Annotated in this window: 13 protein-coding genes; 4 read left to right on the top strand and 9 right to left on the bottom strand. The window is 61.2% G+C overall.

Annotated features, from left to right (window positions below; all coding sequences use genetic code 11):
- The 3 genes from ptsN to CAF63_RS14140 are packed head-to-tail and all read left to right on the top strand — an operon-like array spanning position 1 to position 1,616.
- Positions 1-465 carry a PTS IIA-like nitrogen regulatory protein PtsN gene (ptsN, locus tag CAF63_RS14150; RefSeq protein WP_007953580.1) on the top strand — a complete coding sequence of 155 codons (465 nt, stop codon included), beginning with the start codon at positions 1-3 and terminating at the stop codon, positions 463-465.
- Between the two features lie 2 nt (positions 466-467).
- Positions 468-1,325, top strand: coding sequence for an RNase adapter RapZ (rapZ, locus tag CAF63_RS14145; protein ID WP_085685724.1), 858 nt, complete (start codon positions 468-470; stop codon positions 1,323-1,325).
- 15 nt (positions 1,326-1,340) lie between these two features.
- Complete coding sequence (locus CAF63_RS14140; RefSeq protein WP_085611337.1) at positions 1,341-1,616, top strand: HPr family phosphocarrier protein; 276 nt, start codon at positions 1,341-1,343, stop codon at positions 1,614-1,616.
- A 39-nt stretch (positions 1,617-1,655) separates the two neighbouring features.
- Here the strand turns inward: CAF63_RS14140 and CAF63_RS14135 are convergent, their stop codons facing one another.
- From CAF63_RS14135 to pmbA, 6 genes are all read right to left on the bottom strand, one after another.
- Entirely contained in the window at positions 1,656-2,549 is an 894-nt protein-coding gene (locus CAF63_RS14135) for a ZIP family metal transporter (protein WP_085685722.1), read from the bottom strand.
- 30 nt (positions 2,550-2,579) lie between these two features.
- The gene (locus CAF63_RS14130; RefSeq protein ID WP_085685847.1) at positions 2,580-3,191 is read right to left on the bottom strand and encodes a superoxide dismutase; all 612 of its coding nucleotides are present in this window, start codon (positions 3,189-3,191) and stop codon (positions 2,580-2,582) included.
- Between the two features lies 1 nt (position 3,192).
- Positions 3,193-3,633, bottom strand: a complete 441-nt coding sequence (locus tag CAF63_RS14125; RefSeq protein ID WP_064593392.1) for a hypothetical protein — start codon at positions 3,631-3,633, stop codon at positions 3,193-3,195.
- Between the two features lie 27 nt (positions 3,634-3,660).
- Positions 3,661-5,037, bottom strand: coding sequence for an aspartate ammonia-lyase (locus CAF63_RS14120; protein WP_085685720.1), 1,377 nt, complete (start codon positions 5,035-5,037; stop codon positions 3,661-3,663).
- Positions 5,018-5,425 carry a FagA protein gene (locus CAF63_RS14115; protein ID WP_085685718.1) on the bottom strand — a complete coding sequence of 136 codons (408 nt, stop codon included), beginning with the start codon at positions 5,423-5,425 and terminating at the stop codon, positions 5,018-5,020. Before CAF63_RS14115 ends, CAF63_RS14120 begins: the two co-directional genes overlap by 20 nt.
- Positions 5,426-5,584: 159 nt before the next feature.
- A complete protein-coding gene (gene pmbA / locus CAF63_RS14110; RefSeq protein ID WP_039769277.1) occupies positions 5,585-6,931 on the bottom strand; it encodes a metalloprotease PmbA in 1,347 nt (448 codons plus the stop codon).
- A 108-nt stretch (positions 6,932-7,039) separates the two neighbouring features.
- Between pmbA and yjgA the strand changes: the two genes are divergently transcribed.
- A complete protein-coding gene (gene yjgA, locus CAF63_RS14105) occupies positions 7,040-7,564 on the top strand; it encodes a ribosome biogenesis factor YjgA (protein WP_007953598.1) in 525 nt (174 codons plus the stop codon).
- 51 nt (positions 7,565-7,615) lie between these two features.
- Here the strand turns inward: yjgA and tldD are convergent, their stop codons facing one another.
- Genes tldD through CAF63_RS14090 form a run of 3 tightly spaced genes read right to left on the bottom strand, consistent with a single transcriptional unit; the run spans position 7,616 to position 13,786 of the window.
- Entirely contained in the window at positions 7,616-9,058 is a 1,443-nt protein-coding gene (tldD, locus tag CAF63_RS14100) for a metalloprotease TldD (RefSeq protein WP_007953601.1), read from the bottom strand.
- A gap of 5 nt (positions 9,059-9,063) precedes the next feature.
- Positions 9,064-9,924: a carbon-nitrogen hydrolase family protein gene (locus tag CAF63_RS14095; RefSeq protein ID WP_085685715.1), complete on the bottom strand. Its 861-nt coding sequence runs from the start codon at positions 9,922-9,924 to the stop codon at positions 9,064-9,066.
- A 58-nt stretch (positions 9,925-9,982) separates the two neighbouring features.
- The gene (locus tag CAF63_RS14090) at positions 9,983-13,786 is read right to left on the bottom strand and encodes a YhdP family protein (RefSeq protein ID WP_085685713.1); all 3,804 of its coding nucleotides are present in this window, start codon (positions 13,784-13,786) and stop codon (positions 9,983-9,985) included.
- Positions 13,787-13,852: the final 66 nt, after the last annotated feature.

Below are 13,852 nucleotides of genomic sequence, written 5' to 3'. Positions count from 1 at the left end.
ATGATCCGACTTGAAAGTATCCTGACCCCCGGCCGTTCCCTGGTGAACGTGCCGGGCGGCAGTAAAAAGAAAGCCCTCGAACAAATTGCCAACCTGATCGCCCGGGAAGTCCCGGATCTGGAGATGCAAGATGTCTTCGAGGCGTTGATTGCCCGTGAAAAACTGGGCTCTACCGGTTTTGGCAACGGCATCGCCATTCCTCACTGCCGCCTCAAGGGCTGCGAAGCGCCGATCAGTGCGCTGATGCACCTTGATGCCCCTATCGATTTCGACGCTATCGACGGCGCGCCTGTGGACCTGCTGTTCGTCCTGCTGGTGCCGGAAGCCGCCACCGATGCGCACCTGGAGCTGTTACGCCAGATCGCCAGCATGCTCGACCGCAAGGACGTGCGCGATAGACTGCGCAGCGCGCCAAGCAACGAAGCCTTGTACCAGGTTGTACTGGAAGAACAGAACAGGCCGTAATCATGCGCTTGATCATCGTCAGTGGCCGTTCCGGCTCGGGTAAAAGTACCGCCCTGGATGTCCTCGAAGACAACGGCTACTACTGCATCGACAACCTGCCTGCCGGCCTTCTGCCGGAACTGGCCGAGCGCGCATTGATTCACACCGAGCTGGCGCAACCGTTGGTGGCGGTATCAATCGATGCACGCAACCTGCCAAGCCATCTGTCACGTTTTCCAGAACTGCTTGAGGACGCCCGAAACAAACACATCCAGTGCGACGTTCTTTACCTGGACGCCGACGAAGAAACACTGCTCAAGCGCTTTTCCGAAACCCGCCGTCGTCACCCGCTGAGCAACGCCAACCGCTCGCTGGCCGAAGCCATTCAGGATGAAACCGCGCTGCTCGGTCCGATCGCCGATCTGGCCGACCTGAAAATCAACACCACCAATCTCAACCTGTATCAGCTACGCGACACGATCAAGTTGCGCCTGCTGAACCAGCCGGAGCCGGGCACCGCGTTTCTGGTGGAGTCGTTCGGTTTCAAACGCGGCATGCCGGTGGATGCGGATCTGGTGTTCGATGTACGCTGCCTGCCGAACCCGTACTGGAAACCGGAGTTGCGTGCGCAATCCGGTCTCGATCAGCCGGTCGCCGAGTATCTCGCGGCGCAGCCTGAGGTCGAGGAGATGTACCAGGATATTTATGCGTATCTGTACAAATGGTTGCCGCGCTTTGCGGCGAGCAACCGCGCTTACGTCACCATTGCCATCGGCTGCACTGGCGGGCATCACCGCTCCGTTTACCTGACCGAACGTCTTGGCCAGGCGCTGCAGAAGACCCTGAAGAACGTCCAGGTTCGCCACCGCGACCTCAGCTAAAGGATTCACACCGCGATGCCTGCTCGTGAAATCGAAATCATCAACAAGCTGGGCCTGCACGCCCGCGCATCAGCAAAATTCGTCGGAGTGGCGGGTCAGTTTCCCGATTGCACGATCAGAGTGGGCCGCACCCCGGAAACCACGGTTGACGGTAAAAGCATCATGGCGATGATGATGCTCGCTGCGGGCAAGGGCACCAAAATCCACCTGAGTACCGAAGGCCACCAGGAGCAGGAAGCCATGGACGCGCTGGTGACCCTGATCAATAACTACTTCGACGAAGGTGGTTGAAAACGCTCGAGGCGAGGGAGCGCGCTCCCTCCTCCCGCTTCAGCCCAACGCCGTATCCATCACCATCATCAGACAGAAGCCGATCAACAATCCCAGACTTGCCAGCTTCTCGTGACCATTGCGGCGCGACTCAGGGATGACTTCGTGGGTCACCACCAGCAGCATCGCGCCCGCCGCCAACGCCAATCCCAAAGGCAGCAACAATTCGGCAAGACTGACCAGCCACGCGCAGAGCAGCGCGAACACCGGCTCGACCAGACCTGATGCTGCACCAATCAAAAACGCTTTGACCCGCGACATCCCCGCACCAGCCAGCACCAGAGCAATGACCAGCCCTTCCGGCACATCCTGCAAGGCAATGCCCATCGCCAAACTGTCTGCATCCTGCATTCCACCACCGGCAGATACGCCGACCGCCATGCCTTCCGGGATGTTATGGGCAATGATGGCGAACACGAACAACCAGATCCGTGGCGGAATCACCGGATGCTCGACAGTGCCGACGAGCATTTCCGGCGAGGCGCCCGACACCCGGCGATCAACCAGATACAGCCCGAATGCACCAAGCATGATGCCGAAACAGATCAGACCGCTGGCACCCCACGGGCTCAGGCCCAGGCTTTCTGCGGAAGCAATCCCCGGTACGATCAGTGAAAAAGCTGTCGCCGCCAGCATCACACCCGCGCCAAAACCCAGCAGCGTATCGCCCAGCGCCTGAGGCATGTTGCGGATCACCAGCACCGGAACCGCTCCAAGTGCGGTGCCGAGGGCGCAGATCGCGCCGCCCTGCAACGCCCGCGACAGCCTCGGCTCCAGATTCAGCCATTCCAGGCCGTGAGCGACCAGCAAGGTCATGCCCGCCAACAGCAGCAGCGAACCGATTGCGTAACGAAACATACGCCCACTTCCGATCGCCAGTGTTTCAGTGCCCATAGTCAGCCTTGGATTGTTTTTATAGGAGACTTAAACCAGCGCGGCCTGATAGCGCGCAGCAACTTCCGGCCAGTTGATCACGTTGTAGAACGCGCTGATGTATTCCGGCCGACGGTTCTGATACTGCAGGTAGTAAGCGTGCTCCCACACGTCGAGCCCGAGAATCGGCGTGTTGCCGTTCATCAACGGGCTGTCCTGGTTACCGCTGCTTTCCACCACCAGTTTCTTGTCTGGCGTCACGCTGAGCCACGCCCAGCCACTGCCGAAACGGGTCAGCGCGGCTTTGGTGAAGGCTTCCTTGAAACTGTCGAGTCCACCCAGTTGCTCATCGATCGCCTTGGCCAGCGCACCGTCCGGCTTACCGCCACCGTTGGGCACCATCACTTCCCAGAACAGCGAATGGTTGGCGTGACCGCCGCCCTGGTTGATGACTGCCGCACGGAGTTTTTCCGGCAGTTGCTGGACGCTGGCGACCAGTTTTTCCACCGGCCATTCCGCAAATTCGGTGCCCTCGACCGCAGCGTTCAGGTTATTGATGTAGGTTTGATGATGCTTGGTGTAGTGGATCTCCATGGTTTGCGCATCGATGTGCGGTTCCAGTGCGTCGTAGGCGTAAGGCAAGGCTGGCAGGGTAAAAGCCATTTCAATGAACTCCATGGTGATGTGGGGCAGGCGCGCGGCGCGCATTGCCGGTATCCGGGTGCAGCAAACGCTGGGTGCGCGGGTATTCGCCGTGTTCGCTGATGAAATTGAGCAGCTCGACGTAGGTCTTGCTGCTCTGTCGCAGCGCCGCTTCACGCAGCGCCGGGCGCAGGCGCTCGTCCTGCATGGTCTGCAGCAGCCGTTGATGGATCGCGCACAGGTACTCGGCGCTCTCCTCCGGCTGATTCAGGCGCAGATGCAGATCCGCGAGGTTGTGGTGGGAGATGACGCAGGCCGCCACCGCTTCGTCGGCATCGGCCCAGCGCTCGAACAACACCTGCGCCAAAGCCAGGGCTTGCAGGTAGGCCTCGCGGGCATCGATCAGCTCGCCCAGGATGAAGCAGCGATTGGCCCGTTCGATCGTGCGTTTCCAGTGCTCCATGGTGAACCTCCAAAGCGGTTGCGGTGCTTACACGCCGCCGGCGGTGAGTTTCTCGGGATTGAGCAACTCTTCCAGCTGGCTGCGCGACAGGTCGGTGTGCTCCAGCGCAACGTCGATCACCGGGCGCCCCTGTTTGTAGGCCTGTTTGGCGATCTCGGCGGCCTTCTGGTAACCGATGATCGGGTTGAGTGCGGTCACCAGAATCGGATTGCGCGAAAGCGCTTCCTTGAGCCTCGATTCGTTGACCTTGAAGCTGGCGATGGCCTTGTCGCCCAGCAGACGGCTGGAGTTGGCCAGCAACTCGATGCTGCTCAGCAGGTTCTGGGCGATGATCGGCAACATCACGTTCAGTTCGAAATTGCCCGACTGACCGGCGATGGTGATCACAGAGTCGTTGCCGATCACCTGCGCGGCCACCATGGCGGTGGCTTCCGGAATCACCGGATTGACCTTGCCCGGCATGATCGACGAGCCAGGTTGCAGGCCTTCCAGTTCGATTTCACCAAGGCCGGCGAGCGGGCCGGAGTTCATCCAGCGCAGGTCGTTGGCGATTTTCATCAACGACACGGCGGTAGCCTTGAGCTGGCCGGAAACGGCCACGGCAGTGTCCTGCGAACCGATCAGCGCGAACAGATTCTTGCCCGGCGTGAACTGGACGTTGGTCAACTGACTGAGCTGACGACTGAAACGCGCAGCAAATTCCGGATGTGCATTGATCCCGGTGCCGACCGCCGTGCCGCCCTGAGCCAGGGATTGCAGGCTTGGCAGCAAATCCTGCAGGTGTCCGATATTGGCCTTGAGCTGCTGCGCCCAACCGTTGAGCACCTGACTCATGCGCACCGGCATGGCATCCATCAAGTGAGTGCGGCCGGTCTTGACGTGGTGATGAACTTGTTCGGACTTGCGCTCGATCACTTGCACCAGGTGCAGCAGCGCCGGCAGCAATTGTTCGTGTAGCGCCAGCGCGGCGCTGACGTGGATGGTGGTCGGGATGATGTCGTTGCTGCTCTGCCCGCAGTTGACGTGATCGTTGGGGTTCACCGGTTCTTCGAGCAGGCGGCTGGCCAGGGTGGCAATCACTTCGTTGGCGTTCATGTTGGAGCTGGTGCCGGAACCGGTCTGGAAGATATCCACCGGGAAATACTGCATGAAGTCGCCTTCCAGCAGACCTTGGGCGGCATCGCTGATGGCTTTGCCTTGCGCGGTGCTGAGCTGGTTGAGTTCGACGTTGGCGCGGGCGGCTGCCGCTTTCGCCAGAATCAGGGCGCGGATGAACTGGGTCGGCATCGGCTTGCCGCTGATCGGGAAGTTATCCACTGCACGCTGGGTCTGCGCGCCGTAGAGAGCGTCCACCGGCACCTGCAGTTCGCCCATGCTGTCGCGCTCAATACGTGTCTTGGTCATCTGAAAATCCTTGCACCAGTTCTATGAGAGGAATCGAGGGAAGCAACTCGCGGGTCGCCAATTGCCAGGTGTAGCTTTGCCAGCGTTTGAGCCGGCATTTGCACAGTGACAGGCGCTCCATTTCACGCAGCGGGCGCCAGGCTTGATCGAGACAGAGGCTGCGCCAGTGCCACGGCAACGCGATGTCGGTGGCCGTGTCGAGCAGCAGACGGAAAGAAGTTTCGGCGACCGTCCAGGGCGAGGTCGCCGTGCAGCAGGCCAGGTATCGACCTTCAGCCAGGTAATGCTCGATCAGGCGCGGTTCGTCGGGATCCATCGCGCAACGGATCTGGCGACTCATCCAGCGCCAGCTTTCGAGGTACGACTGCTCGTGCAAGGCAGAACTCATGATCCTGGGCTCATCCGATAATGAGATTTATTATTAGATGATAATAAGAACCAAAACAAGGGCGGCTTTTTAGCTGACCTGATCAGCCAAAAAATTTTGGACACAAAAAAAGCGCGCCACCCCAATCGGGTGGCGCGCCTTTGTTTACCTGACGGAGGCTTAACTGCCCGCGACAGTCATCTTCTCGATCAACACCGAACCGGTGCGAATGTTGCTGCGCAGCTCCAGATCGTTACCCACCGCGACGATCTGCTTGAACATGTCGCGCATGTTGCCGGCGATGGTCACTTCCTGCACCGCGAACTGGATTTCACCGTTCTCGACCCAGAAACCCGCCGCACCGCGCGAGTAATCACCGGTCACCATGTTCAGACCATGGCCCATCAACTCGGTGACCAACAGGCCACGCCCCATGCGCCGCAGCAACGCAGCCTGGTCTTCATCGCCATGAGTGACGAACAGGTTATGCACGCCGCCCGCGTTGGCGGTGCTTGGCATGCCGAGTTTGCGACCGGAATAGGTGCCGAGGATGTACGAAACCAGCTCGCCCTTTTCGACGAACGGTTTGGCATAGGTCGCCAGACCGTCACCGTCATACGACGCACTGCCCATGGCACGCATCAGGTGCGGACGCTCGTCGATGGTCAGCCATTCCGGGAACAGCTTCTGCCCCAGGGTGCCTTCGAGGAACGACGACTTGCGGTACAGACTGCCGCCGGAAATCGCCGACAGGAAACTGCCGAACAGCCCACCCGCCAGCTCTGCCGAGAACAGCACTGGCACTTCGCAGGTCGGCACCGGACGCGCACCCAGACGGCTCGCCGCCCGTTGTGCGGCACGCTGCCCGATGCTCACCGGATCCGCCAGCAAGCTGCCCTGGCGGTTGACGTCATACCAGTAATCGCGCTGCATCTGGCCATCAGCCTCGGCAATCATCACGCAGCTCAGGCTGTGCCGGGTCGAAGCGTAACCCCCGATAAAACCATGACTGTTGCCATACACGCGGCAACCCTGATGGGTGCTCAACGTGGTGCCATCGGCATTCTTGATGCGGGCATCGGCATCGAACGCGGCGGCTTCGCAGAGCAATGCCTTTTCAATGGCCTGCTCCGGAGTGATGTCCCACTGGTGGAACAGGTCGAAATCCTGAATATCCCGGGCCATCAGCGCGGCATCGGCCAAGCCCGAGGCTTCGTCTTCAGAGGTGTGCTTGGCAATCGCCAGCGCCGCAGCGACAGTCTCGCGAATCGCATCCGGTCCGGTGGCAGAGGTGCTGGCCGAACCCTTGCGCTGGCCGACATACAACGTGATGCCAAAACCCTGATCGCGGTTGAACTCGACCGTTTCGACTTCACGTTGACGCACCGACGTAGACAGGCCCTGTTCCAGCGACACCGCTACTTCGCAGGCACTGGCACCCTGACGCTTGGCTTCGGCGATGATCTGCTCGACCTGTTCCTGCAGTGCCGGCAATGCCTGTGGGCCGACGCTTTCAACTGCACTCATGCTCATCTCCACTCAAATTCTGCTTTCGGCTGGGGCCTTCGAGCGACCGGGCCGGACAAGCGGCCCCCGACTGGTTATCATGGCGGCGTTTCTTTGCGGACTGCCACCATGGTTGATTCTTACGACGACTCCCTCGATACGGGAGAAAAAAGCAAATCCCAGGTCAAACGCGAGCTGCATGCTCTGGTTGACCTTGGCGAGCGCCTTACAACGCTCAAGCCCGACTTGCAGGCAAAACTGCCATTGACCGACGCTTTGCGCCGGGCCCTGGCCGATGCGCCCAAGCACACCGCGAACATCGCGCGTAAACGGCATTTGCAGTTCATCGGCAAACTGATGCGCGATCAGGACACTGACGCGATTCTCACCCTGCTCGATCAACTCGATGCCTCTACCCGTCAGTACAACGAGCGTTTCCACAACCTCGAACGCTGGCGTGACCGGCTGATCGCCGGTGACGATGCCGTGCTGGAAAAATTCGTCGTCGACTACCCGGACGCCGACCGCCAGCAACTGCGTTCTCTGATCCGTCAGGCCCAGCACGAGGTTGCGCAAAACAAGCCTCCTGCCTCGAGCCGGAAGATCTTCAAGTACATCCGTGAGCTGGACGAGACTCAACGCGGTCTGCGTTGATATTCGCCACCGGGTGGCCGCACTGCGCGCCACCCGAAGCTCCATCCCTTCTTACGCGCCCGTGCCACCCACGGTGATCGCATCGATTTTCAGCGTCGGCTGACCCACGCCCACCGGCACCGATTGCCCGTCCTTGCCGCAAGTCCCCACACCGCTGTCCAGCGCCAGATCGTTACCGACCATCGACACCCGGCTCATCGCCTCCGGACCGTTGCCGATCAACGTCGCGCCTTTGACCGGCGCGGTGATCTTGCCGTCTTCGATCAGGTAAGCCTCACTGGTGGAGAACACGAACTTGCCGCTGGTGATGTCAACCTGACCGCCGCCGAGGTTGGCGCAGTAGATACCCTTCTTCACCGACGCGATGATTTCCGCCGGATCGCTCTGGCCGCCAAGCATGTAGGTGTTGGTCATCCGTGGCATCGGCAGGTGTGCGTAGGATTCGCGACGACCGTTGCCGGTGCGGGCCACGCCCATCAGACGCGCATTGAGCTTGTCCTGCATGTAGCCCTTGAGTACGCCGTTTTCGATCAGCGTGGTGCACTCGGTCGGGGTACCTTCGTCGTCGACACTCAGGGAACCGCGACGACCGCTCAGGGTGCCGTCATCGACGATGGTGCAGAGTTTCGATGCAACCATTTCGCCCATGCGCCCGCTGTAGGCCGAACTGCCCTTGCGGTTAAAGTCGCCTTCCAGACCGTGGCCGACCGCTTCGTGCAGCAGCACGCCGGACCAACCCGAACCCAGAACAACCGGCAAGGTGCCGGCCGGTGCCGGAATCGCTTCCAGATTCACCAGCGCCTGACGCAGCGCCTCTCGGGCGTAGCCCATGGCACGGTCTTCAGCGAGGAAATAACGGTAGTCGGTACGCCCGCCTCCGCCGTGACCGCCGCGCTCGCGACGGCCATTCTGCTCGACGATCACACTGACGTTGAATCGCACCAAAGGACGCACGTCGGCAGCCAGGCCACCGTCGGTCGAGGCCACCAGAATCCGCTCCCATACCCCGGCCATGCTCACGCTGACCTGCTGGATACGCGGGTCGAGGGCGCGAGTGGCAACGTCGATGCGCTTGAGCAATTCGACTTTTTCAGCGCGGCTCAGGACTTCCAGCGGGTTATCCGGCGCATACAACTGGGCGACGTCCTGGGTGCTGAACGCCTGCACCGTGCCGTTCTGCCCGGCGCGGGAAATCGAACGGGCCGCACGGGCCGCTGCGCCAAGGGCTTCGAGGGTGATCGCATTGCTGTAGGCAAAACCGGTTTTCTCACCGGACTGCGCCCGCACGCCGACACCCTGGTCGAGGTTGAAACTGCCTTCCTTGACGATGCCGTCTTCCAGCGACCAGGACTCGGAAATCTGCCCCTGGAAATACAGGTCGGCCGCATCGATGCCTGGACCCGCCAGATCACCGAGCACGCCTTGCAGGCTCTCGATCGTCACGCCGCCGGGCGCCAACAGGTGATCACTGACTGAGGACAACAACTCGCTCATAGGTTTTACGCCTTAAATTCGTGTTCTGAAGCAGGTCGCTGTGCGCCCTGCGAAAAAAACCGCCGATGACCCGTCACCGGCATTCGCGCCCGGATGGACGCCTGTTCTTTGCTGTCGCGCTCGGCCAGCAACACGGCTTCGCCTTGCTCCTGCTGCGCCAGCACGCGGCCCCACGGGTCGACAATCGCCCCGTGGCCAAAAGTTTCTCGCGGTCCCGGATGCGTCCCGCCCTGGGCTGCTGCCAACACGTAGCACTGGGTTTCAATGGCCCGCGCGCGGATCAGTACATCCCAGTGCGCCGCTCCCGTCACCGCGGTGAAGGCCGACGGTGCGGTAATCAGTTCAGCCCCGGCAGCGCGCAATTCGCTGTACAGCTCCGGGAAGCGCAGGTCGTAGCACACCGTCAGGCCCAATCGCCCGACCGGGGTGTCCGCGACCACCACACCACTGCCGTAAGCATAGTCATCGGATTCGCGGTAACGGCCGCGATTGTCCGCTACGTCGACATCGAACAGGTGCAACTTGTCATAGCGTGCAACGATTTCGCCCTGATCGCTCACCAGCAGCGAGCAGGCATGGGACTTGGCCTCAGGCTGCCCCACCGGCGGCAACGGCAAGGTGCCGGCCACAATCCATAACTTGAGGTCGCGGGCGGTTTGTTTCAACCACGGAAGGATCGGGCCTGCGCCGAGCGCTTCGGCGCGGCCTATATCGGCGATGTCGCGACGGCCCATGGCCGCGAAGTTTTCCGGCAGCACGGCCAGCTTCGCACCGGCATTGGCCGCCTGTTCGAGCAAGCGTCGGGCATCGCGCAGGTTGGCCAGCACATCGCTCTGGCTGACCATTTGAATCACCGCTAAAGACATGGCGTACTCCGCAAGAGGTATGCGGCCATGCTACTCCATCGGTTCAGGGACTGGCTGTTCAAAAAGGCTTGTCGAAGGTGATTTTCGGCTCTTTCCACGGCCCTTTGACGGTGTATTTGACGCTGGCGAACCGTGCCACGCGATCGCCGATCAGCTTGTCGATCAGGAACAGCGCCCCGCCGACCGCCGGCGCGCCGACAATCAGCGCGGCAATCGGCAGGTTGTTGGTCACCGGCAAGGTCACCAGCAATTTCGCATCGACCTGATCGCCGACGAGATTCAACGTACCGTCCAGCTCGATATTGCTCGACGGTCCGGTCAGTTTGATCGGTTCTTTCGTCACGTAAACGCCGTTGGTCGCTGCCAGCAAGCCTTTGACCCGGTCGTAGCTCAGCCCTTTGCCAAACAGGTCCGAGAAGTCCAGACGCAGACGCCGGCCTATAGAGTTGAAGTTGAGCAGTCCGAACACCCGCAACGCCTGAGCTCCACCCTCGACCTCGACGAACTGACCTTTATTGAGCGAGGCATCAAGCGTGCCGGAGAAGCGCTTGGTCGCCAACCATGCCGGCGAGCCGGGCCAGCGGCCATCCACGTCCATATGAAACTCTTCGCTGGTCACGCTCGGAGCAAACCCCCAGCCCTTGAGCACATCAGCGAGATTCTTGCCGCCGATCCGCCCCTTGTACCAACTGCTGCTGGCGCCCGGCGTGCCTTCCCAACCGCCACTGCCCTGCAAGAGAATGCCCTTGAGGCCGAGATCGAGATTGTTCAGGGCGATCCCCTTGGCGGTCGGGCGCACTTTGAGCGACCAGCCACCGACCAGATCCTGTCCCTGGAACAATTGATTGATGCTGATATCCAGCGCCGGAATTTTCGTCGGATCGACCGAGGCCAGAGGATCGGGCGCGTTTTCGTCGGCCTGCACCGTCGGGTCTGGCGCCGGCAGGCGCACATATTGAAGGTTGACCGCTATTGGCGCAGCTTTGGCGTCGGGAATCCCTACGATCCCTTTGGCTTGCTGACTGTCGAGGGCCAGTGTCCAGGCCCCCGGCTTGCGATTGAGTTGCACCGCCGCCTGATCCAGTGTGGTGCCGAATGCCGTAAGCTTGCCGACCTTGACGTCCGCACTGCTGAGCAACTGTTTGGCGTTGCCGCCCGGATCCTGGCCGGCGTACTTATCCACCAGATCCTGCCAGGGTTTGACGTCCAGCTCGGACAGTGCGCCGCGTACTCGCAGGCCCTTGGTGCCGGGCAAAACCGCCTCACCCGTACCCAGGAACAGTTCTCCACGCCCCTCGGCAAAACTGGTCGGCGGCGCGGCGAAAGTGAAGTTCGCCAGCTGATCGTAAGTGACCCAGTAACGCCGCTCCTGTCCCTGCAATGTCATGCGGAACACCGTATCACGCCCGACATCGGCCGCCATGCCGAACGGCGCCGGCAGATCCACCGCCACGCCCTTCATGCTGGAACTGACCATCAATTGGCTGTCGGCCCCGTCCAGATTTACCTGCAGCTGATAGGGAATGGTCCCGGACACCGGCAACGGCTGAGTGACACCCAGCCAGTCAGTGAGTTTCTTGACCTCGACCTGCCCTGACGCCGCCACTCGGGTCTTGAGCTTGCCGGGGCCACCATCAGCGAAGATCTGCGCGGTGACCGGTTTATCGAAGGCCCGGGCACTGATGTTCTGCCCGCTCAGGCCCTTGGCGCTGTCGAAGCGGAAATCACCCTTGAGCTGGCTCAGTTCGAGTTTCGGCTCGGCCAGCTTCAATCGCGCATTGGCGGTTTTGAAGTCGACGAGGATTTTCGGCTGATCGCCCTTGGCCAATGGCACATCGAGTTTGAGCTTGCCTTGCAGATCACCCTCGCCTTCCCAGCCGGCAAAGGTATCGGCGGTGCCGATCGGCGCCTCCTGAAGAATCTTCAGGCCATCGCCCAGCCCGCCGGCAAAGCTGCCGTCGAGGAACATATGGCTGTGTTCACCGCTCGGCACATGAGGAATATTGACGAAGACATCGCTGACCTGAGTGTCGAGCAACTGACCCTTGCTGGCGAGAATCCGCACGCCGCTGTCTTCGATGAACACGTCACCGCTGACCTTGCTCACGTGCGGCCAGCCCGGCTGGAACGCCAACTCGGCGTCGTGCACCTTGAAGAACAGACTGATGCTGCGATCCGCTTCCCCGGCGTTCTTGTTCAGGGAGCCCTGATACTGGAAGAAGCCCTGATCCACCGCGCCCTTGAGAATCGCCGTGCGCAGCCATTCGTCGAGGGCCGGGCTCAGGACTTCCGGCAGGTACTTGGCGGTGTAGCGACCGTCGCCGTCCACCAGGCCGACCCGCAGGTCCATGTAGTCTTCCTGGCTGTGATCGAAATGCAGGCGGATCAGGAAGTCGCCAGCAATCTTGCCCTCCTCGCCGAGCACCTTGAGGTACGGCGCGATCAGGGTGAAACCTTCTTTATCGAGCTTCCAGGTCAACCGGGCGTTGGCCTGAATGTATTGCCACGGCTTGGCGAAAATCGGATCGAGGTGCAGGACGAAATCCTTGCTGTCCATGCGCAGCTCGCCGCCGCCGAGGTTGCCGCTGAGACTGCCGCTGACATTCCGCGCGGCCGGAGCGCCGTGATAGGCGTCGAAACCGACCTGATCGAGGTTGGCGGCGAAGCTGAATTTGCTGTCGTCGGTGGCGTTCGGCCGTAAATCCAGCAGCACGTTACGCAGACCGCCGGTCACTTTCAGGCGCTCGACCACGGTGGCGAAGCCTTGGGGCAACGGGCCGAGGGCATTGAGCAAGGGAGTGATCGGGGTCAGGTCGAGCCGGTCGGCCTGCAGATGCCAGAGCTCTTCGGTCTTGTCGGTGGCGGCAGTCTGTTTGATCTGGACATGCGATTCCCAGCGGGTTTCGCCAAAATTCATCGCCAGCGAATCAAGGGTGACAGTGGCCCCCTCGGGACCGCGCTGGAAATAGCCGTTGAGCGCCAGATTGTTGATCTGGATCGGCTTGCGTTCAGCGTAGGCGCCGGTCAATTGCGGCGCGTTGAGACGGATCGCAGCACTCTGCAACGCCCCCTCGCGCCAGTTGACCCACAGCTCGCCACCGGCCTTGATCTCGGAGAAATTCCATTGCTGCGTCAGGCGCTCGGGCAGCCATTTCGACCAGTCGCTCTGCGGCAGGCTGACATAACCTTCCACTTCGCTGTCCTGCCACTGACTTGGGCGAATCCGCGTGCGCAGGCTCAGCGCCACGGGCTGGCCGTCAGGCAGGGTCAACCGTGCATCGAGGCGCTGGCGGCTGGTGCCGGTCTTGAGATTGAGGCCGACATACGTGAGGGTAAGCGGCTTCTGCTCCAGCGGTTGCAAGGTCACCTGACTGTCGAGCACCGACAGTTGTTGAATCATTTGCATGCGGTTGAACAGTTGCTCCGGATCCATGGGCTGATCCTGTTGCACCGGCAACCCTTCCAGCGCCCACTTTCCGTCTTCCCCTTCCTTGAGGCTGATCTTCAGGCCGTTGAGTTCAAGATGGGCGATGCGCACTTCACGGGCCAGCAAACTGGCCCACAGATCCGGCACCGCACGCACTCGATCCAGACGCAAGGCATTGGCGCCATCACCGACCATCACGTCGTGAGCCAGCAGGATCGGGGCGAATCCGTTCCAGTTGCCTTCCAGTTCGCCGATCTGCAGTGGCATTCCCAGAGCCGCACCGGCCTTGTCTTCAATGTCGGCGCGGTATTCGGCCACCAGCGGCGTCAGTTCCCGGCCGAGACTGACGTACAACGCCATCAATACCAGAACCAACGCGCACAGGCCCAAACCCCAGCGGGTCAGTGTGGCCAAAATGCGTGTCAGACGTTCCATGTCAGTTGGCTCCCATGGCAAAAATACTGCAAAAAGCTGAGGCCAGCCGTTTCAGGAAAAGGGTGA

Origin of the sequence: Pseudomonas sp. B20(2017) (assembly GCF_002113125.1) — a bacterium.
Classification (GTDB): Bacteria; Pseudomonadota; Gammaproteobacteria; order Pseudomonadales; family Pseudomonadaceae; genus Aquipseudomonas.
The sequence above is the reverse complement of the archived record's forward strand: the minus strand, read 5'-3'. Positions and strand labels throughout refer to the sequence as shown.